We start from the raw sequence: 21283 nt of genomic DNA on the forward strand, positions 1-21283 counted from the left end.
CGGCGTGTCGGCGCGCGGCGGCTTGGCGATGGTGCTGGTGCTGATTTGCGGCGGCGCCGACGCCAAAAAACTTTACAAATACCGCGATCCCCAGGGCCTCTGGCATTACAGCGACCAGGCGCCGCCGGACGCCGGTCCGATCGAGATTCGGCAAATGAAACCGGCCGCCGCTCAGAGAGTGTGGCTGGAAAAATCCGGCGACGACCGACGCGCGACCTTCGCGGTTCGCAACACCTATCCGGGACCGATTGAAGTCGAGATCGACTGGCGGGACGGCGAAAACGTCGAGGCCCAGCCAGCGCTGCCGAGCCGTTTCGTTGTCGGTCCCGGTCTGTCCGCACCGCTGTTCGCGGTTGGCGCCGTTCCCGGCGCCGGCCGATGGCACTACGGTTTGCAATATCGCTATGTGCTCGGCCAGCCGCTGGCCGAAGCGCCGGGGGACCCCGATTACCGCCCGCCGTTGGCGTTGGGAAGCCGCTTTCAAATCACCCAAGGCTTCGGCGGCGAATACAGCCATACCGACGACCAGAATCGGTACGCGGTGGACATCATGATGCCGGTCGATACCCCGGTGCATGCGGCGCGCGCCGGCGTCGTGCTGGATGTCGAAAACGATTTCGACGGCAACGGCACCGAACCCGCCTATGCCGGCAAAGCCAACACGATTCGCATCGGCCATGACGACGGCACGATGGCGGTCTATGCCCATCTTGCGTTGGAAAAAGCCCTCGTCAAGGTCGGCGAGCGGGTCGCGGCCGGACAATTGATCGGGTTTTCGGGAAATACCGGCCTTACCACCGGTCCCCACCTGCACTTCGCGGTGCAGGTCAATCGCGGCATGGCGTTGGTGTCGGTGCCATTCCGTTTTGTCGTCGCGCAAGGTCGGCGCTTTACGCCGGAATTGGGCCGGTGGCTGGGCGATCAGCCGTCTCCGGCCGGCGTCGCGGCCGAGTCGCCGTAGAACCGATAACAGCCCTTGCCGGCGCATTTGGCTTGGTACATCGCTTGGTCGGCGTGCTTCATTAAAGTTTTGACGTCGGCTCCGTGATTGGGATAAATCGCGATGCCCAAGCTGGTCGAAATATTCACCGCGTATTGCTCGAGCGAAAACGGTCGGTTCAAGGCTTCCAAAATCTTTTCGGAAATCGCCACCACATCGCGCTCGCCGTCGATTTGTGGCAGCAGAACCACGAATTCGTCGCCCCCCAGCCGGGATACCGTATCGGATTCGCGGCGGACGCAGGCCCGTAGCCGGCAGGCCACGTCTTGCAACAGCAAATCGCCGATGTCGTGACCGTAACTGTCGTTGACCGGTTTGAACTGGTCCAGGTCCAGATATATCAAGGCGAGCCGGGTTTGCTCGCGTCTGGCTTGCGCCAGCGCCTGACGCAAGCGGTCGCTGAGCAGGATGCGATTGGGCAGATCGGTTAGCGGGTCGTGGTGGGCCAAATGGTGGACGTGGTCTTCGATGGCCTTGCGCTCGCTGATGTCGGTCATCGCCGCGACAAAATGGGTGATGGCGCCGTCCGCGCCTCGCACCGCGGTCATGGTTTGCCACACCGGAAACACCGTGCCGTTCTTGTGCCTGTTCCATAGCTCACCCTGCCAGACGCCGTTACGGCGCAAGCCGCTCCATACTTCGTCGTAAAATCGGCCGTCGTGAATATCCGAATGCAACAGGTTAAGGTTGCGGCCGACCGCGTCGGCCGGGGTGTAGCCGGTCATTTCGCTAAACGACAGATTGATTTTCAGGATCACCGCGTCGGCATCGGTGATGGCCATGCCTTCTTGGGACTCGAACGCGGTGGCGGCGATGCGTAACTGGGTTTCGGCTTGTTTGCGTTCGCTAATATTTTGCGCGAATGCAAACATCAGCGAACGATCGCCGTAACGGATGTAATGTCCGGTCACTTCGACCGGCACCAGCGTACCGTCCTTGCGGCGGTGCCGGCTCTCCAGCACGACGATTTCCTCGGCTTGTAGACGTTGCCACAACATCGGCCAGTCCGCCTCGCTCAAATCGAGGTTGAACTGCCAGGGGAACATGCCCAACAATTCGGCGCGGCTGTAACCCAGCGTTTCGCAGGCGTAATCGTTGATATAGGTGATACGGCCGTTTTCGTCCAGCCAGTAGAACGCGGTCTTGCTTTTATCGACCATGGCTCGGGTAAACCACAGCTCGGATTCGATTTGCTTGAATTCGGTGATGTCGTCGTAAACGCCCAGCACGCCGATGGTTTCGCCGCGTCGGTTACGTAACGGCGCTTTCGATGTGCGCAGCACACATTCGCCGTGATCGGACGTGATTTGTGGTTCTTCGTAAGCCAGTTTCGCTTGACCGGACTCAATGACCCAACGGTCGTCGCGCCGGTAGAGCTCCGCTTGCCGGTACCACGCCAATTGAGTGTCGACCTTGCCGATCACGGTCGCCACGTCCGGCGCGCCGCTGTCCTCGGCGAACAAAGCATTGCAGCCCAGATAACGGGAAGCTCGGTCCTTCCAGAATACGCGCAACGGGATGGTTTCGATCACCAGTTGCAACAAGTTGCGCGACTCGGCCAGCGCATTCATCGCCTCGACCCGCTCCGACACGTCGTACAGCACTACCAAGTGGAGGTGGTCGCAGAGCGGCCCCAACGGCGTTACGGTGACGACCACGTTTTTGGTTATGCCGTTCTTGCAAAAAACCTTGAGTTCCAGCGGTTCGAAGCGGGGCGGCTCGCAATTCAGCCGGCGCTGCCATTCGTCGGTTACCCAATAGCGATAGTCGCTGTCCGGATAGGCTTTGCGGCGCCAGGTTTCGACATCGGGAAGATCGGCCGCCAGGTAGCCGAACGCGTTGCTGAAGGCCGGATTCAGGCGTAATATCCGGCGATCGGCGTCGAACAAGGCGATCGGTATCGGCAGGGCGTCGATGATCGTGTTCAGTTGCAAAATGTTGCGGTCTAGCGAAGCCATTTTCTCGAGGAGCAACACCGTGATGCCCGACACCAGCGACGCGACGATCAGCGACGCGACCAAGCCGGTCAGCAAATAATCCCAGGTGATTACGCCGCGCAACAACCAGCTCATCGCGGCGACGATGGTTTCGGTCAGCAGCAGCGCCAGTACCACGGCCAGCAGCCAGACCTGCCATTTGCGAGAGTGTTGCAGAGCGGGGATGGGAGCGAAATTCACGGACGGCCTCGAACTGGCGATACGACGGTCGAACGCCGCCGCTTGTAAGTGTTAACTTACACTTTACGTCCGGCTTTGGAAAGAGGGCGATGGCTTGCCCGCCGTGTCGAGCGGAATACTCCCGGCCTTTTCAATGACGCGCGCGACGATCGAGTCGCAGCATCAGCCACGCGGTGGCGGAGAAGATCGCGCCGGCCACGAAAGTCAGCGCCGCGCCGTGGCTATCCCACAGCCAGCCGGCGACGACACTGGCAGCCAGCATTGCCAGGCCTGAGATCAGATTGAAAAAGCCGAAACCGGTGCCGCGTAAATCGGCCGGCGCGGTGTCCGCTACCAGTTTGGCGAGCAGGCCTTGGGTCATTCCCATGTGAACGCCCCATAAACCGACGCCGGCCAGCGTCGCCCGCCAATCGGCGCTGCTGGCCAACACCAGGTCCGCACCGATCAGCACCAGCAAGCCCCAGCTCAGTAAGCGCGCCGGCGAAATCCGGTCCGACAATTTTCCGAACGGATAGGCGGTTGCCGAGTACACGATATTCATCGCCACCATCACCAGCGGTACCAGCGCTAAGGCTATGCCCCCCTGTTGCGCCCTGAGTACCAGGAAAGCCTCGCTGAAGCGCGCCAATGTGAACACCGCGCCGATGGTCACGACCCGCCAATAGGTCTTGCCCAAGCGGCGCAGATTGGCGCGGCGGATTGGATTGCCGTGCCTGGCCTTGACCAGATGCTTGGGTTCCTTGACGCCGACCAGCAGCATCAGTACCGCCAAGGCGCCCGGAATCACCGCCACCCAAAACACAGCCCGAAAGTCGTTGCCCCACCACAGCATCAAGGTCACCGCCAACAAAGGGCCCAGAAACGCGCCGATATTATCCAGTGACTGCCGCAAGCCGAAGGCCGCGCCGCGAATTTCCGTCGGCGCCAGGTCCGCCACCAGCGCATCGCGCGGCGCGCCGCGTATGCCTTTGCCGACTCTGTCCAGCAAGCGGGCGGTCAGCACCATGCCGCTACTGGCGGCAATGGCGAACAGCGGCTTGGTCAGCGCGCCCAGACTGTAACCGATCAGCGCTAGACTTTTGCGCTTACCCAGGTAATCGCTGGCGACGCCGGAAAAGACCTTGACGATCAGCGCGGTGGCTTCGGCTGCGCCTTCGATCAAGCCGACGCTCAACGTGCTGGCGCCCAGCGTGCCGACCATGAACAGCGGTAGCAGGCTGTGAATCATTTCCGAGGAAATGTCCATCAACAGACTGACGAAGCCCAGCGCCCACACGCCGCCAGGGATTTGCCGCCAAACGGCGATGGGTTTCGATGGGTTCATTTTGTTGATCGGTTGGGGCACTGGGGCGCCGGCGGCGCCGATTTCGGTGGCATTTCACCACAGATTGCGATAAAAAGCCGGTCCGATCATTTTTGCAACTAGGAGGACATCATGAAACCCATTTGGCTAGTGTTAAGCCTGTTAATCGCGAGCGGCGCGCAAGCCGCGTTGCGCGAGCAGACCGTCGAATACAGCGCCGGCGATACTCGGCTGCGCGGCTATCTGGCCTGGGACGACGCCAAGGGCCTCAAGCAGCCGGGCGTGCTGGTCGTCCACGAATGGTGGGGCTTGAACGACTACGCCCGCCAGCGCGCCAAAATGCTGGCCGAGCTGGGCTATACCGCGTTGGCGGTGGATATGTACGGGGACGGGAAGTCCAGCGAACACGCCGCCGAAGCGTCGGCCTTCATGAAATCGGTGCTGGAACGGGCCGACATCGCCAAGCAACGTTTTCTGGCGGCCTTGCAATTCTTGCGTGAGCAACCCAACGTCGATGTCGGCAAGATTGCCGCGATCGGCTACTGTTTCGGCGGATCGACTGTGTTGAACATGGCGCGGCAAGGCGTCGAATTGGCGGCCGTGGTCAGCTTTCACGGCAATCTGGTGACCGATACTCCGGCCAAACCCGGCAGTGTCAAGGCTAAGGTGTTGGTGTTGAACGGCGCGGCCGACGGCTTCGTGACGCCGCAAAGCATCGCGGACTTCGAAAAGGAAATGGCGCTGGCCAAGGCGGATTATCGCGTCGTCAATTATCCGGGCGTCAAACACGGTTTTACCAATCCGGATGCCGACCGTCTCGGCAAGGCCAACCAGTTGGACGTGGCTTACGACGCGGAAGCCGACCGGCTATCCTGGACGGCGATGCAAGAACTGTTCGATTCGCTATTTAAATGATCTAGGCGGCCGTTCCGGTGGAGCGGCCGCGCCGATGGTGGGCGTTGGACGGATTTAGCGGGTGCCGAACACGACGATGGTTTTGCCGTGGGCGGTGATCAAGCCTTTATCTTCCAGCTCCTTCAATACCCGGCCGGCCATTTCCCTGGAGCAGCCGACGATACGACCGATTTCCTGACGGGTGATGTGCAATTGCATGCCGTCGGGGTGGGTGATCGCGTCCGGCTCCTTGCACAGATCCAGTAAGGTCCGGGCGATACGTCCCTCGACGTCCATGAAGGCCAGGTCGCGGTATTTGCGGCTGGTAATCAGCAAACGGGTGGAGAGTTGCTCGCCGAGCACGGTCAGAATTTCGACGGCCTGATCGCGCAAATCGGCGTTCAGCAATTGCTTAAAACGCTCGTAACCGATCTCCGCCATCTGGCACTTGGTGCGGGTTTTCACCAACACGCTACGGGTTTCGGCATTTTTGAACACGCCGATTTCGCCTACGAAATCGTGCTTGTTCAAATAAGCCAGAATCAGTTCCCGGCCTTCTTCGTCTTCGACGCTGACGCTGACCGAGCCGTCGACCACAAACAACAACTTGTCGCCGACGTCGCCGGGGCGGACGATCGTGATTTTGGCCGGATAGGTCCGGACATGGCAGAAGCGCAAAAAGGCTTCGAGAGCGGATGGCGAGATCTTGTTTTGTTTAACGAAGCTCATAATTTGTAATAATTCTGTGAACTGATTTGGCTACCTTATCAAGGTGCAGGAGTTTCGGAAAAAAATCAAGACATTTGACGGGTTCGTTGTAAAATCCGCGTCAATTTTGGTTTCGACTTGGGTTAGAGGATGCAAGCAACGATTAAATGGGTCGACGGCAGATTGTTCGTCGGCGAGTCCGGCAGCGGACACACGGTGGTGATGGACGGTCCGCCCGACCACGGCGGCCGGAATTTGGGCGTGCGCCCGATGGAAATGCTGCTGATGGGCGTGGGCGGCTGCTCGTCGTTCGACGTGGTCGACATCCTGCAGAAAGGCCGCCACGACATCGTGCATTGCAGTGCCGAATTGACCGCCGAACGCGCCGACGCCGTGCCGGCGGTGTTTACCAAAATCCACCTGCATTTCAAGGTGACCGGGAAAAATCTGCCGGCATCGGCGGTGGAGCGGGCGGTGAAACTGTCCGCCGAAAAATATTGTTCGGCATCCATCATGCTGGGCAAGGCCGGCGTGGAAATCAGTCACGATTTCGAAGTTATCGAGGGTTAAGCGGTTGAGCAAATTACAATTACACGGGTTTAACAACCTGACCAAATCGTTGAGCTTCAACATTTACGACGTTTGCTACGCGCCCAAGGAGCAAGAAAAAGCGTACATCGAATACATCGACGAAGCTTACAACGCCAAACGCCTGACCCAAATTTTGAAGGATGTGGCCAACATCATCGGCGCGCAGATTTTGAACATCGCTCATCAGGATTACGACCCGCAAGGCGCCAGCGTAACGATGTTGATTTCCGAGGGCGCGGTGATCCCGGCCGGCATGAATTCCGAGTCGCCCGGACCGTTGCCCGACACGATTTTGGCGCATTTGGACAAGAGCCACATCACCGTGCACACCTATCCGGAAAGTCATCCGGATACCGATATTTGCACGTTTCGGGCCGACATCGACGTGTCCACCTGCGGACAAATTTCGCCGTTGAAAGCCTTGAATTATCTAATACATAGCTTCGAGTCCGACATCGTCATCATGGATTACCGGGTGCGCGGTTTCACCCGCGACGTGACCGGCCAGAAGATCTATATCGACCACAAGATCAACTCGATTCAAAACTACATCGCCGAAAGCACCAAGGAGCTGTATCAAATGATCGACGTCAACGTCTATCAGGAGAACATCTTCCATACCAAGATGATGCTGAAGGAAACCGAACTGGAAAATTACCTGTTCGAAAAGGAGAGTAATTTCAGCGACGAGGAGCAGGAAGAAATCCAGGAAATGCTCCAGGAAGAAATGGCCGAAATCTTCTACGGCCGCAATTTTTCGTAAGCCATTACTGACTTGATAGCATCGATGCCGTCGATTCCGGCGGCATCGCTCGATAGCCTTCGGCATAGCCGGTTGCCGGTTTCCCCGTCCATCTACCCACTCCAAGCATCATCTCCCTCGGCTAGGCGTCCGCGCGCTTGCCACGTAAATGTCGCGCTAGCGTCATCGGCTTTTCATATTCCCGGTTTGTAATGCCCAGCGGTGGCTGGGACGGAATCGTCCCGGCCCCTTCAACGGCATCTTTCAAATGGGGTACAGACTTATGTTCAAACCAAGATTTTTCGCGGCGGTGGCGCTGGCATTCGCGCTACCGGCTCAGGCCCAAACGGTCGATTTAGCCGTCGACGGCAGTTGGAGCGAGTTCGTTGTCGATGATTTTTCCGCCGAATCCGGCATCGATCCGCTCAGCTGGATCGCCGACGACGGTTCCGCCATCGCTTTCGAGTTCACGTTGAGCGCTCCGGCACTACTGAAAGTCGTCGATGCCGGTTTCTCCGGCGACCGTTTTCAGGTTTTCGATAACGGTGTCGCGCTGGGTTATACCAGTGTCGGGATCAACAATTACGTGGACGGCGATACGCCGACCGTGATCGATTTTAACGCAGCCTGGAGCCAAACCGACTTCAGTCGCGGCGAGTTCCTGCTCGGCGCAGGCAGCCACAACATCACCGGCCTGCTGGCGGTTTCGGCACTGGATGCCGACGATCAACCATTCAACGCCACCTTGGGCGGTGTTGCCTTGACGGCGGTTCCGTTGCCGGGCGCCGCTTGGCTGATGCTGTCCGGTAGCGGACTGTTGGCTGCCGCGGCACGGCGCCGTTCGGCTTGATTGGGAGAATCGCCATGAGAAACAAACAATTGATCGCCGGTATCGGCATCGCGTTAGCGACGCTGGGTTGCGCGCAAGCCGCCACCAGCACCGTTAAGATCGTCGCATTCAACGACTTCCACGGCAATCTGCAATCGCCGGGCAATTTCGGCGTGCAAGCCGGCGGCTCCGGCACCGCGATCGTCAGCAAGCCGGCCGGCGGCGTCGACATGCTGGCTGCTTACGTCGATGCGTTGAAAGCGGAGAATCCGAATAGCGTCGTCGTGTCGGCCGGCGACCTGATCGGTGCCAGCCCGCTGATCTCGGCCTTTTTTCACGACGAAGGTACGATAGAAACGATGAACCGCCTGGGCCTGGAGTTCAACGCGGTGGGCAACCACGAGTTCGACGAAGGCAAGGACGAGTTGCTGCGGATGCAGGCGGGCGGCTGCCATCCGACCGACAGCAACACCTGCAAGGGCGCCGAGGTCGGCACGCCGGTACCGTTCGAAGGCGCAAAATTCAAGTTTCTGGCCGCCAACGTGGTTAACACCGCGAACGGCAAGACCGTGTTTCCGGCTTACGCCATCAAAAGCTTCAATACCGCCGGCGGCAAGCTTAAGGTCGGCTTCATCGGTTTGACCTTGAAGGAAACCCCGACCATCGTCACGCCGGCCGGCGTCGCCGGTTTGGCGTTCAAGGACGAAGCCGCCACCGTCAACGGCTTGGTGCCGAAATTGCGCGCCCAGGGCGTCGAAGCCATCGTCGTGCTGCTGCATCAAGGCGGCTCGCAAGGCAGCGCGGCGCCGAATTTCATCAACGATTGTTCGGCGGCCTTGCAAGACCCGACCACATCGCCGGTCAAGGGCATCGTCGCCCAACTGGACAACGCGGTGGACATGGTGATTTCCGGCCACACCCACACCGGTTTCATCTGCCAGTTGCCCAACAAGGCCGGCCGCGCGATTCCGGTGACCCAGGCCAGTTCGTTCGGCCGGGTGCTGACCGACATCGACCTGACCATCAACCACGCCAACGGCGATGTCGTCGCGGTCGATGCGCATAACATCACCGTGGACAGGACGGACGCCAATTATGCGGCCGACGCCGAAATCAAAGGCATCGTCGACGGTTATGCCGCATTGGTGGCACCGCTGGCGGCTCGCACGATAGGCACGATTACCGGCCCGGCCACCAACTCGGCGAACAGCGCCGGCGAAATGGCGGCCGGCGATTTGATCGCCGATGCGCAATGGCAAGCCACCTCGGCGGCGGCGTTCGGCGGCGCCCAGTTTGCGCTGATGAACCCCGGCGGCGTGCGCAATCCAGGCTTCACCGCCGCCGGCTATCCGCACGACGTCAGCTACGGCGAGGCGTTTACGGTGCAGCCTTTCGGCAACAGCTTGGTGACGCTGACCTTGACCGCCGCGCAATTAAAAGATGTGCTGGAGCAGCAATTCGTCGGCGGCGGTTGTTTGTTGTCCGACGGCGTGACCAAGAACAATCAAACCTCGCAACGCATCCTGCAAATCTCCAACGGCTTGCATCAGGAATGGAGCGAGTCCGCGCCGGCTTGCGCGAAGGTGCGCAATGTATCGCTGAGCGTTTACGACGCCGGCGGCAACCCGACCGCCACCGACCTGATTGTCAGCGACGGCGCGGTGATCAACCCCAGCCAAACCTACCGGGTCACGGTCAACAACTTCATGGCGACCGGCGGCGACAACTATAGCGTGTTCACCCAGGGCGGCGACATGCTCGGCGGCGCGCAGGACATCGACGCGCTGATCGGCTACCTGGGCCGCTATCTGCCGCCGCATTCTGCCTACGATCCAAGCGCCGCGACGCTACACGCGCCGCGCACCGTCAAACTGCCTTAAAACGCTGGGGCCGGACGGATAGGACGCCGACCGGCCCTTTTATGCCAAATCCTCGCCGCGTTCGCCGGAGCTGATTCGCCCGCCCTTGTGGACCTCCAGCATGTAGACCTTGCCGTCGCCGTGGTGGCCGCTGTGGGCCACGCGCATCACCGTGGTAAAAATCCGTTCGGCCAGTGCGTCCGGCGCGAAAATCTCGATACGCTTCTTGGGCAAGAACGGTTTGTAGTCCTGAATATGTTCGGTCCGTTCCCGGCCGAAACCTTCGCAATCCATGACCGACATGCCGGGAAAGCCGGGAATCTCCAATAGCGCCAACGTCAAGGGATTGAGTTTATGCGGTTGGATGTAGGCGCGTATCTCTTTCATGGGCAGTCCTAGGGCTCGTCGGCTTCGGAAAAATAACGGTACAGGGCCGGTAGTAGGGTCAATGTTAGAACGGTGGCGGTCGCCAAACCGCCGATAATCACCACCGCGAACGGTTTGGCGGTTTCCGAACCGACGCTGGTGGACAAAGCGGCCGGCAGCAAGCCCAGCATCGCCATCAGCGCGGTCATGACCACCGGCCGCAAGCGGCTGACCGAGCCGTTGACGATCGCGTCGTGCAGGGACTGACCTTCGCGGCGCAATTTGTTCAACTGCGATACCAGAATCACGCCGTTTTGTACCGCGATGCCGAACAGCGCGATAAATCCGACCGCCGCCGACACGCTTAAATTGATGCCGGTCGCCAGCAGGATCAATAAACCGCCGATCATCGCGAACGGCACGTTCATCACGATCAACAATGCGTTTCTAACCGACATGAAGGCCCAGAACAGCAAGACGAAGATCAATCCCAGACTGATCGGAACAATGATGGCCAGGCGTTTCATCGCCCGTTGCTGGTTTTCGAACTGGCCGCTCCAGACGATATGATAGCCCGGCGGCAAGGCCACTTGCTCGGCGACTTTTTCCCGAGCTTCGGCGACGAAGCTGCCCTGGTCGCGGTCGATTAGGTTACATTTGATCGCGATCCGCCGCATGTTGTCCTCTCGGCTGATGCGCGACGCGCCCTGATTGACCTTGATTGTCGCCAGTTGCGCCAACGGAATCTTTAAGCCGTCCGGCGAGCTGACCAGCAAATTCTCCAGGCTGGCGATCGAATTGCGGGCGTTCTCCTGATAGCGCAGCGTGATGTCGAAGCGCCGTTCGCCTTCCAGAAACTGAGAAGCCGCCTTACCGCCCATGCCGATTTCCATGACCCGCTCCACGTCGGCGACGTTGATGCCGTAACGGGAAATCTTGGCGCGGTCGATCTCGACGATGGCTTGCGCCAAGTCGGCTTGCTGCTCGGCGGCCACGTCAGTGGCGCCGCGGATCGAGGCCAGGATTTGGGTAATTTGATCGGCCTGGTCTTGCAAGGTTTTCAAATCGCCGCCGAACACCTTGATCGCAATCTCGCCCTTGACGCCGGAAATCGCCTCCTCGACGTTATCCTGAATTACCTGGGAGAAGTTGGTCATCAGGCCGGGATAAACCGCCAAGGCCTTATCCATCGCCTGCACCAGTTCGTCCTTGGAATGGTAGCGCCAAGTCGATTTCGGGTTTAGATCGATTAAAGCTTCCAGGTTATTGAAGCCTTTCGGATCGGTACCGTCTTCGGGCCGGCCCAACTGGGTCAGCACCATTTTCGCTTCGCTAAAGGTTTCCAGCTTGGCGCGCACCCGCCGTTCGATGTCCTTGGCGGTGGTCAGCGACACCGGCGTCGGCAGCGTGATGGTCAGCCAGATGTTGCCCTCGTCCAGTTTGGGCATGAATTCGGTACCGATCAGCCGGACGGTCATGAAACTCAACACCAGCGCCGCGACCGCCGCCGTAAACACGATTTTGGCGTGGCGCAACACCCATTCCAGCAGGCGCCGGTAGTGGCGTTCCATCGCGTGTACCAACGGATTGTGGCGCTCGCCGATGTTCGGGCCGAGCAAATAGGTCAGCATCGCCGGCACGAAGGTCAGGCTGAACAGCATCGACGCCACCAACGCGAAACTCAGCGTGTAGGCCATTGGCGAAAAGATTTTGGCTTCGACGCGCTGGAACGTGAAAATCGGCAAAAAGGCGATGATGATGATGGCCTTGGAAAACAAAATGGGCCGGCCCATTTCGGTGGCGGTATTCAACAGCGATTGACGCAGATGGCGCATGTCGGCCTTGCGCTGCAAATCCAGCGTAATTTGCACCATCACCGCTTCCACCAGCACTACCGCGCTGTCGACGATAATGCCGAAATCGATCGCGCCCAACGAAATCAGGTTGGCCGAGACGCCGCCGGCATCGACCAGAATAAACGCGAACAGTAAGGACAGTGGAATGATCAAGGTGACCAGCAAGGCCGCTAGGAAGCGGCGCAAAAACACCAGCAGAATCACCAGAATCAATGCCGCGCCTTCGATCATATTGTGTTCGACGGTATGCACGGTATGGCCGACCAGCTCGGTGCGGTCGTAAATCGGCGTGATTTTGACGCCGGGCGGCAGGCCGAACTGGTTCAGTTCGGCGATCTTGTCCTTGACGCCATTGACCACTTCCACCGCGTCGCGGCCCTTGATCAACAGCACGATGCCTTCGACGATGTCGTCGCGCTGATTCATCGCCACGATGCCGGTGCGCGGTTGCGGGCCGACCGCGATTTCGGCGATGTCCTTGACCCGCACCGGCACGCCGTCGTGGCTGGCGACGAGGATATCGCCGATTTCGTCGGCCGACTTCAGCAAGCCGACACCCCGCACTACCAAGGCTTCGTCGCCGTCCTCGATATAGCCGCCGCCGGTGTTGGTGTTATTGGCGGCGATCGCCGCGTACACCTGGTTCAGATCGAGTTGGTAATTCTTCAGCCGATCGGGTTTGACCAGCACCTTGTATTCCTTGACGCCGCCGCCGTAGGAAATCACGTCGGCCACACCCTGCACGGTGCGCAACTTAGGTTCGATCACCCAGTCCTGCAACGCGCGCTGCTCGGTCAACGGCAGATGTTTGGCGTCGATCACGTAGCGGTAAATCTCGCCGACGCCGGTCGACAGAGGCCCCAACTGCGGTTTGACCTCGTCCGGAATGTCGGCATTGTGCAGGCGCTCCAGTACTTGCTGGCGCGAAAAGTAATCCTCGGCGTCGTCGTCGAAGGTTAACGTCACCACCGACAAGCCGAAGATCGACACCGAGCGCATGTTCAGCAGATGCGGCAGACCGTTCATTTCCCGTTCGATCGGCAGCGTGACCAACTTTTCGACCTCTTCCGGCGCCTGGCCGGGATACTGGGTAACGACTTGGACGAACACGTTCTGCACGTCGGGAAAGGCCTGAACCGGCAGTTTTTCGAAGGCAATGATGCCGGATACGGCGACGGCCAGCGTCATGCCGATCGCCATCAAGCGTTGCTGCAAACAAAAAGCGATGATGCGCGCGATCATGAGCTATCCCGGTCAATTGGCCTGAGTGTCGGCATCTTCCTCGGCGCGCAGCACCAGGGCGCCTTCGGTGACTAGGCGCTCGCCGGGCTGTAAGCCTTCCAGAACGACGCCTTGGTCTTTCAGGCGCAGGCCGATTTTGATCGGCTTTTGCTTGAAACGATTTTCCCCGGTCGCGACGAATACGTAATCGGATTCGGCCTCGGTAAATACCGCCGTCAGCGGAATCACGATCGCCTGTTGAGACGGGTCGCTTTCCAGGGTCACGCTGGCGTACATGCCCGGCAGCAGGCGGCCGTCCGGATTGGCCAGCTCGCACCGCACTTGCACGCTGCGGCTGGTTTCGTCCAATACTTGGCCAATATAGCGCACCACGGCCGGAAAACGTTCGCCCGGATAGGCGGGCACTTCGACGCTGACTTGCTGACCGACCTTGATCTTGCTCAGATGGATCTCGAACACCTCCAGTACCGCGCTCAACCGCCTAAGGTCGGACACCACGAACAATGGACGGTCGGTGTCCGGGCCGACTTCCTGACCGGGATTGACGTTACGCTCGACGACGCTGCCGGCCAACGGCGATTTCAACGCAAACCGGCCGTTGGCTTGGCGACCGGCCAGATGCAGATTTTTCAAGCGGGTTTCGGTGCGTTGCAGTTCGCTGCGCGCCCGCTGCCAATCGTCCTCGGCTTGCTCGAAGTCCTTGCGGGCGACGACCTTGCCTTCGTAGAGCTCGCGCTGGCGCTGATAGGCCCGGTTGGCCAGCGTCGATTCGGCCTGAGCCTTGGCGAAATCGGCTTCGGCGTCGGCGACATCGGGGCTGTGCAATTCCAACAGCGTCGACCCGGCGGCGACTTGGCTGCCCAAGGCCAGCGCTTGGCCGACTACCCGGCCGGCGACCGGCGAGCTAATCCGCGAGGTCAGGTTTTCGTCGTAGGCGATCTTGCCGGCCAGAGGCTCCATCGTCGGCGGCCGGCTATAGGCCACTTCGCGAATCTTGACGTAGGTTTTTTTCGGCGAATCGGCTTGCAACACCACCTCGCCCGGCGTTTTGGCGGCTGGCGGCGGCGGGGTTTTATCGGCGGCTTCGTTGCACGCGGCCAGCGCCAGCAAGCCCGCCAGCAGCGCGGTCCGAATCGGGACGTTAAAATGGCGTTTAAACACGGTGGTCATCAGGGCTTGGGAATGGAATTTGAATCGGCGGCCGGACGGCCGAGCGGGGTTTCGTCGCCGACGGCTTTGGCCAAGTCGTAATAGGCGTTGGCACGACCGACGACGGCCGCGAAGTAGTCGCGCATCGCGGTTTTGTAACTGCGCTGCGCCTCGATAAAATCCAACACGCCGGTCGCGCCTTTTTTGAAAGCCAGTTCGGCGCTGTCTCGCACGGTTTGGGCATCGGTCAGCAAGCCGTTTTCGTAGCGTTGGGCGATTTTATCGGCGCTGCGCCAGGCGGCCAGCGCATTGGCCACATCGCTACGGATCGCCAGTTCGGTTTGTTCGACCGCCAATTGCGCTTGATTCAAACCGACCGTCGCCTTGTCGGCTTCGCCCTGGTACTGATAAAACACCGGTACCGGCACGCTGACGCCGACGAAAAACGAGTTGAGCGCGTTGTTGCTGGGGTCGCGGGCGTAACCGGCGTTAACCGTGACGTCCGGGTATTTCAAGCGGCGGGCCAATTCCAGCTCCTTTTGCGCTTGCTCGGCGCGGCGCCGGTCGGCCTGCAAATCCGGCCGCTGACGCAAGGCTTGGTCGAGCAATGCGGTTTCATCGCCGTGCTGGCCGATGTCGCTGAGCGCCGGCCAGACTTCGGCGGCCTCGAATTGCCAGTCCGGCTCCGGCCAACGCAGAACTTGCGCCAGCGAGGTTTGGGCCTGACGCACCGCCGCTTCGGCCGCGTCCAGATCCGCTTCGGCGCGGGTGGCTTCCATTTTGACCCGTAAAAAATCCGCTTCGGCGATGTCTCCGCTGTTTAGGCGCAGCTTGTTGGCCACCGCGATGTCCCGATAATGGGAGACGGCTTCCTGGGCTAGCCAGCGGTTTTTTTGGGCCAGCAACAGATCGAAGTAGGCGTCCAGCACCATATTGCTAAAGATACGCACTGCATCGCGCAGATCGGCTTCCGCGGCTTGCGTCGCGAAGCCGCTGCTTTCGATGCGCAAACCGCGTTTGCCGGCCATCTCAATCAACTGGCTGAACGAAAAGTATTCGGCGGGCCCGCAAGAGACCGACGGATTGTGATTGCAGCCGCGCGCCGCCGAGCCCATGTTGGGATTGTCGCCGATCTCGGACAACTGGAAATTGAAATCCGGATTGGGGATGGCGCCGGCGATGACTTCCTGGGCGCGCGCCTGATCGATGTTGTACTGGGCGGCGATCAAATCCAGATTGCGCTGAAAGAACAGCGCCAAGGCCTGTTCGGCGGTCAGCGCGCGAGTTTGCGCCCACGCCGACTGCCCGCCGAGCAGCGCCAGGAGGCAACAGAGTTGCTGGAATCGTTTTCGCATCAATTTCGCCGTGATTGATTAAACCTCCGGCCGCGCCGGAGCAGATTCAGTTTAGCAAGAGCTTTGCCATTACCGAGTCGGGGTTACGGTCCGCGCCGACACCCGCCGTTCGCGGGCCGCGCATGATAGCAGACTATTATCGATACGCTATCTTTTTCCGGAAAAGCCTTTTTTGGGTAAAATCCCCCAACCTGCGGTTGATTTCAACCGCGCGACGTCAGAATTCGAAATGGGCGCGCAGTCCGTAAACGTCGACCGGACCTCGATCGGCATTGTAGGCCGGATTGGCGATGTGCTGGTAGTCGGCGGTCAGCCACACCGAGGGCCAGGGATGGAATTTATAGTAAACGTCTACCAACTGTTCCGGCCGGTAGCGGATGGTGCCGTCGCCGATAAATCCGTCCACGCCGCCCAGGCGCAAATAGTCGACGTGGCTGGCCGACAACCAACTGCTGGCGAAGCCGACCCCGACCGTGTCGCGGGCTCGGCCCCAATATTCGCCGTCGACGGCCGCGCCCAACGACAACGAGCGGTCGGCCGAGGTATAGGAGTACACCTCGGTTTGCCCGTCCGAAACCATGCCGCGTAGAAATATCCCGATCGCGCCAGTCAAGCGCTGTTCGATATTGATGCCGATGCCGGTTTTGACGTTGGGCCGGCGCACCCAACACAGATCCGGCGCGCCGGCGTTGGTCGAGTCGTAGTGAAAGCCGCCGCAAGCCGCGGCGTTTTTGCTTGGGTCGTCCTTCAGCGCCGCGATGGCCGCGTCCCAGCGACCCATGATTTCCCGATTGCGGTAGGCCAACAGCCGCACCGCGCCGTCTTGGCCGTACAGCGTGTGGCGGTGTTCGATCTCCAGTTGATCGCCGTAATGGTTGAACACGTTGAAATCCAACGGCAGATCGTTGGGATTTTGCGGCGTGGCGAAGCGGCCCAGCCGCAAGGTCCACGCGCCGAGATAATATTCGCCGGCCAGACCGACCGAATAACCGCGCGCGTCGGCGGCAAAGTCGTAAGCCGCGTGGCTGAGAAACGCCATGTTCAAGAACTGCTGGCGCAAGTCGGCGGAAAAGCGGTTCTTGTCGAAAATGTCCAACACGCTGAGATTGCCGAAAGTGACCACCAAGCGGTGGCTGTCCAACGCGCCGGCCAGTTGCAAGGGCGCGGACTCGTTGCGGCCGTCGTCGCCGCCGAAGCCAAAGGTTTGCTTAAGATAAAACCGCGACTTGTACCAGGTCGCGCTGACCGAGCCGGTTTTTTGCAATTCGAAGTTTTGGATGCCGCCGCCCAAGCCCTTCAAGTCGGACAGCGGCAGTTCGGAAATCATTTCCGGCGCCAGATAAATCTCGCCGCCCGACCAGGCTTTCAAACCGAAATAAGCGGTAAAGGTGCCGGTAAAACTGCGCTCGGCATTCGGACTGAGCGAATGCGGCGTGCCGTTCAGATTGGTGTAAGCCGCCGCGAAGGCCGGTTTCCAGCTGGAGATGTAGGTAGCCTGGGCGTAGGCGTTCCAACGCTCGTCGTCCAGGTCGTGCCAGCCCTGGTCGGCCAGGGCCTGCATTAACGAAAATTCGTCGCCCGCCAAGCCGGCCACGGGCGCCAGCAGCACCAGCAAGCACAATCGCCAACCACGGACCGCCCCCAGGATATTAGCCATCGCCCCGCCCCCATCGGTGAAAACCGGCGGCACTATACCAGTCTCCGTCGTGCGCGCGTGAAAGACGTAAACCCGTTTCGAGTAAAAAAGGGTTTGGTCGGTCTAATCTGGCCCGGCAGCGGCGAGCATCAGCGAATCCGAAAATAACGGATTTAGAAAAACAACTCGCGCATCTTCTTACCCGGCGATTCGGCGCGCATGAAGGCTTCGCCGACCAGGAAGGTGTATATGCCGTTGTCCTGCATCAGTTTGACGTCGGCCGGAGTGTGGATGCCGCTTTCGGTGACGATCAATTTGTCGGCCGGAATCGCGTTTTTCAGGTCCAGCGTGGTTTGTAGGGACACTTCGAAGGTACGCAGATTGCGGTTGTTGATGCCTATCATATGGGTGTTCAGCGCCAAGGCCCGTTCCAGTTCCTCGGCATCGTGCACTTCCACCAGCACGTCCATGCCCAAACCGGTCGCGGTGTCGGCCAGTTCCTTCAGCATCGCGTCGTCCAGCGCGGCGACGATCAACAAGATACAGTCGGCGCCCAGCGCCCGCGATTCGTGGATTTGATACGGATCGATTATGAAATCCTTGCGGATCGCCGGCAGCGGGCAACGTTCGCGGACCATTTGCAGATTGGCTTCCGAGCCTTGGAAAAATTCCTTGTCGGTCAACACCGACAAACAGGTCGCACCGTTGAAGGCATAATCGACCGCGATTTCCACCGGCTTGAAGTCCTCGCGGATCACGCCTTGGCTGGGCGAAGCCTTTTTGATTTCGGCGATGATTGCCGGTTTTTGCTGGTCGGCCTTGTTGCGCAAAGCCTGATAAAAGCCGCGCGGACCCTGCACGGTGCCGGCCAATTCTTGCAGCATAGCCAACGGTGTGTTGTTCTTGCGGCGCGCTACTTCTTCGGCTTTTTTGGCGAGGATGGTTTTGAGGATGTCGGGTGTGTCGGTCATGTTGTGTGGTTTGGCTAGGTGATGTATCGCTAATGCTCGGATTATATTGCAAAGTGTTCCGGACTCGGCGTCAAAACCATTCGGCTTGATTCTTTTTATTCGCTCGCGGCAACGGCGCGCTAGACGATTTCAGCCGCAGGGGCCACAAGCGCCTTTTCCAACCAAGCCGAAATAGGCCGGTTGTTTGCCCTGTCGCAGTGGCTTGCCGGATTGTTCCTGAATAAAGATGGCGGTTTTATAGGGGCGCCAGAGCGTCGGCGCTTCGGCGTGGGCGCCGACGCGGTAGTACTTCATCTTTCGCTCTGTTTGTTGGACTGAGAACGGCATTGTTATCAGTCCAGCAGCAACAATGCTCGGGGCGGAACTATGGAATTCTATCTGGCCGGGTTAGCGAGTATCCAACCCGGCTTTTCCGGCGTCGCACGCTAAACAAACACCTTCGCAGTCTGGGCTTGTTGCTTAGAGCCGCTTAACACCCAGCCTATTAACAAGACCGACAAGGGAAGCGCTAACGAAGGAATAGGCACTGGAACAGGTAACAGAAGCGGCGTAATTCCAGCCAGCGCGGCTTGCGGCGACAATGGTTGAGCAAGAAATCCGCTCGACGTAGTTTGATCCGCTTCAACGAAATTATAGCTTGCTTGTCCTGGAGACCAATGCGAGTAATAACTAAAAACTCGGTTTGAACTGTCAGGCGTAACGCCGTCGTAACTCCAGCGTATATATCCAACACCCTGACCCAGGTTAAACAGATCGGTATTGCCAATTTCCAAATTCCAACCGCTCGGTCCCGATAACAAACTAATTTCTTGATCCGAGAAATACGGAATAGTTAATGCGGCGTGTTCGTTGATTTGCTGGCCAAATATTTGATAGCTATATTGCCATAAGCTTTCAGCTTCGTTATAGCTCAATCGCTGACCAATAAGGACAGGATTCGAGGCAGGAACACCTTCGGGTGGCTGTCCTGGCGATATTGTTATACCGGGCAATTCCGGGCGAATGGTTACTTCGGGGACCGTTATTTGATTTGAGTGGATTGGCGTATTATCGATAACTTCGCTAGCGTGAGCATTGAATGAAAATACGCCAATCAATGCCGGCCATAATAATTTCCTGAACATTTTTGTTTCCTTACGTTTGAAAATAGGAGATGTCTGGAAGTAGAGTGTTTCGAGTCTCTACCACGGAGCTTGTCGCGCCGAACTGACTCTAACATATTAACTGATTGCGGAGCAATCCCGATTACCGTTATCGCGCTCCCGCGTGGATGCAATCCAGCGTTTCCCGCATCATCGTCTCGCTAAACACTAGTTCGGCGTTTAGGCCTTTCTGCCAAAATGGGAATTCGCGGTCGTTCTTATGCGCGGCCTTGGCGAAACGCAACTTTTGCAACAGGCGCTCGGCTTTTGTTGTTGCGGCAGGTCGATGATTCGCCGGTCAGAGTAGGATTTGAAACTGGCGACGCATTTGTCCAAAACCGTAGCCTGGGCGACAGGTTTTCCAGGATCGCGTAAGCGAAGAGTTTGAAATTGGCGTGCTGCCGTTGGTATCGCCAAGTATCCAGAACGATTTGAATGGCATCAGGGCGGGTAAACTCCGGCTGACTTTATTCTCGTTACAGGTTAGAAATGGGGTTTGTCCGGTTTGGTGATGAGGTTGCGGCTGCTGCCCATTTTGCCTCCCTTGGTTACGGACGCTGCTATGCTATAGCGTGGTCAAGCGGTGCTTGCCGCCGCTCGAACCTCTGCGGTTGTAGGAAGTGACCCTGTTGGAGCGGGCTTTGGCAGTTATTCGCTTGCAAACACGACGCCACGCGGGGTGGCAAGGCTATATTGCAGCGACTTTGTCTTCGCCCTGGATGCACAGAAGATGTCGAGATGAGATGTGTATAACGTGAACGCAGAGCGCGGGAACGATGGAAATCAGGGTTACTAATCGGGTTTCGCGATATTACTCGGTTGTTTGCTTTCACTACCAGGCGTTTCTAACGATGATTCCGAATCGGGATTATTAACTCCAGGGAAAGAAGTTACCGCCATTGGTAGCGATCTATCTCCTTTTACAATACTTTCTAAACCAGTTAAAAGATTGAGCTGTATATTTTCAATCGTTCCGTGAGCTTCCGGTCGATAACAGTCCCTTTGAAGCTGAACTTTATCGTAATCATAGTTTAAGGATTGCGCCATTGCATAAAGCAAATCAGTAAACAGGTCATCGCACTTTTTTAGCCATGCCTCACCTGACTCATATGTATTTCTTTGGCCTAGGTGGTTATTATAATTCTTCCAACAATGAGTAACTGCTTGTTCTTTTTGAGTTTGATATCGCGTTCTTATAAGTGGAATCATTCGACCATAAAACTCAATGTCAATCATGTTTAGAGCTTGAACATGGTCTCTATTTAGGCGCTCTGCTCGTGTAGACATCAAGGTTTTGAACAACCTGACACGACGCTCCCTTTTTTCACTAAAATTTTCAAGAAATTTCTGAGCCTGGACAGCAAGGATTGGCCCCATAATGACTGAAATGGTCATTATCCAATCTTTAGTATCCATATTTAGTTCATTAATCAAAGGCATGGTGCCAAGCCCTAAAAAATTAC

19 protein-coding genes are annotated in these 21283 nt (G+C 58.4%); 6 read left to right on the forward strand and 13 right to left on the reverse strand.

All coding sequences use genetic code 11. The features are described 5' to 3' along the window. The first annotated feature begins 4 nt into the window (after positions 1-4). Positions 5-961 carry a peptidoglycan DD-metalloendopeptidase family protein gene (locus BJL95_RS18680; protein WP_083386159.1) on the forward strand — a complete coding sequence of 319 codons (957 nt, stop codon included), beginning with the start codon at positions 5-7 and terminating at the stop codon, positions 959-961. Here the strand turns inward: BJL95_RS18680 and BJL95_RS18685 are convergent. Next, entirely contained in the window at positions 922-3177 is a 2256-nt protein-coding gene (locus BJL95_RS18685) for a PAS domain S-box protein (protein ID WP_064026434.1), read from the reverse strand. The two genes, BJL95_RS18680 and BJL95_RS18685, sit on opposite strands and share 40 nt — an antisense overlap. Positions 3178-3307: 130 nt before the next feature. After that, a complete protein-coding gene (locus BJL95_RS18690) occupies positions 3308-4501 on the reverse strand; it encodes an MFS transporter (RefSeq protein WP_071160325.1) in 1194 nt (397 codons plus the stop codon). Between the two features lie 111 nt (positions 4502-4612). On the opposite strand from BJL95_RS18690, the gene BJL95_RS18695 reads away from it, so the two are divergent. Continuing rightward, on the forward strand, positions 4613-5395 hold the full coding sequence (locus tag BJL95_RS18695) for a dienelactone hydrolase family protein (RefSeq protein ID WP_064026432.1): 783 nt from the start codon (positions 4613-4615) through the stop codon (positions 5393-5395). A 54-nt stretch (positions 5396-5449) separates the two neighbouring features. Here BJL95_RS18695 and crp read toward each other — a convergent pair whose 3' ends face one another. After that, on the reverse strand, positions 5450-6103 hold the full coding sequence (gene crp, locus BJL95_RS18700; protein ID WP_064026430.1) for a cAMP-activated global transcriptional regulator CRP: 654 nt from the start codon (positions 6101-6103) through the stop codon (positions 5450-5452). A gap of 129 nt (positions 6104-6232) precedes the next feature. Here crp and BJL95_RS18705 point away from each other — a divergent pair, with 129 nt between their 5' ends. The 4 genes from BJL95_RS18705 to BJL95_RS18720 all read left to right on the forward strand — a co-directional run bounded on the left by BJL95_RS18705 (position 6233) and on the right by BJL95_RS18720 (position 10124). Next, positions 6233-6652 carry an OsmC family protein gene (locus BJL95_RS18705; RefSeq protein WP_064026428.1) on the forward strand — a complete coding sequence of 140 codons (420 nt, stop codon included), beginning with the start codon at positions 6233-6235 and terminating at the stop codon, positions 6650-6652. Continuing rightward, positions 6630-7436, forward strand: coding sequence for an adenosylmethionine decarboxylase (speD, locus tag BJL95_RS18710; protein ID WP_217631711.1), 807 nt, complete (start codon positions 6630-6632; stop codon positions 7434-7436). Before BJL95_RS18705 ends, speD begins: the two co-directional genes overlap by 23 nt. Before the next feature lie 262 nt (positions 7437-7698). Continuing rightward, entirely contained in the window at positions 7699-8265 is a 567-nt protein-coding gene (locus tag BJL95_RS18715; RefSeq protein ID WP_071160126.1) for a hypothetical protein, read from the forward strand. Between the two features lie 14 nt (positions 8266-8279). After that, positions 8280-10124 (forward strand): bifunctional UDP-sugar hydrolase/5'-nucleotidase, encoded by a 1845-nt coding sequence (locus BJL95_RS18720; protein ID WP_071160128.1) that lies wholly within the window; start codon positions 8280-8282, stop codon positions 10122-10124. Positions 10125-10163: 39 nt separating this feature from the next. On the opposite strand, the gene BJL95_RS18725 is transcribed toward BJL95_RS18720, so the two are convergent. From BJL95_RS18725 to BJL95_RS18755, 10 genes are all read right to left on the reverse strand, one after another. Beyond that, positions 10164-10490 carry a P-II family nitrogen regulator gene (locus tag BJL95_RS18725; RefSeq protein ID WP_071160130.1) on the reverse strand — a complete coding sequence of 109 codons (327 nt, stop codon included), beginning with the start codon at positions 10488-10490 and terminating at the stop codon, positions 10164-10166. A gap of 8 nt (positions 10491-10498) precedes the next feature. After that, on the reverse strand, positions 10499-13567 hold the full coding sequence (locus BJL95_RS18730) for an efflux RND transporter permease subunit (protein ID WP_071160131.1): 3069 nt from the start codon (positions 13565-13567) through the stop codon (positions 10499-10501). A gap of 12 nt (positions 13568-13579) precedes the next feature. Next, entirely contained in the window at positions 13580-14737 is a 1158-nt protein-coding gene (locus BJL95_RS18735) for an efflux RND transporter periplasmic adaptor subunit (protein WP_071160133.1), read from the reverse strand. Continuing rightward, positions 14737-16071 carry a TolC family protein gene (locus BJL95_RS18740; protein ID WP_071160135.1) on the reverse strand — a complete coding sequence of 445 codons (1335 nt, stop codon included), beginning with the start codon at positions 16069-16071 and terminating at the stop codon, positions 14737-14739. The genes BJL95_RS18735 and BJL95_RS18740 overlap by 1 nt, the downstream gene beginning before the upstream one ends. Before the next feature lie 217 nt (positions 16072-16288). After that, the gene (locus BJL95_RS18745; RefSeq protein ID WP_254786849.1) at positions 16289-17728 is read right to left on the reverse strand and encodes a carbohydrate porin; all 1440 of its coding nucleotides are present in this window, start codon (positions 17726-17728) and stop codon (positions 16289-16291) included. A 152-nt stretch (positions 17729-17880) separates the two neighbouring features. Next, a complete protein-coding gene (gene trpC / locus BJL95_RS18750; protein WP_071160137.1) occupies positions 17881-18678 on the reverse strand; it encodes an indole-3-glycerol phosphate synthase TrpC in 798 nt (265 codons plus the stop codon). Positions 18679-18807: 129 nt separating this feature from the next. Continuing rightward, the gene (locus BJL95_RS25280) at positions 18808-18972 is read right to left on the reverse strand and encodes a hypothetical protein (protein WP_175463757.1); all 165 of its coding nucleotides are present in this window, start codon (positions 18970-18972) and stop codon (positions 18808-18810) included. 131 nt (positions 18973-19103) lie between these two features. Continuing rightward, a complete protein-coding gene (locus BJL95_RS24850) occupies positions 19104-19802 on the reverse strand; it encodes a hypothetical protein (RefSeq protein WP_139306330.1) in 699 nt (232 codons plus the stop codon). Between the two features lie 127 nt (positions 19803-19929). Next, positions 19930-20073 (reverse strand): hypothetical protein, encoded by a 144-nt coding sequence (locus BJL95_RS25285; RefSeq protein ID WP_175463758.1) that lies wholly within the window; start codon positions 20071-20073, stop codon positions 19930-19932. Positions 20074-20612: 539 nt separating this feature from the next. After that, positions 20613-21260, reverse strand: coding sequence for a DUF6680 family protein (locus BJL95_RS18755; protein ID WP_083386160.1), 648 nt, complete (start codon positions 21258-21260; stop codon positions 20613-20615). Between the last annotated feature and the right edge of the window lie 23 nt (positions 21261-21283).

Source organism: Methylomonas sp. LWB (assembly GCF_001856095.1).
Lineage (GTDB): Bacteria > Pseudomonadota > Gammaproteobacteria > Methylococcales > Methylomonadaceae > Methylomonas > Methylomonas koyamae_A.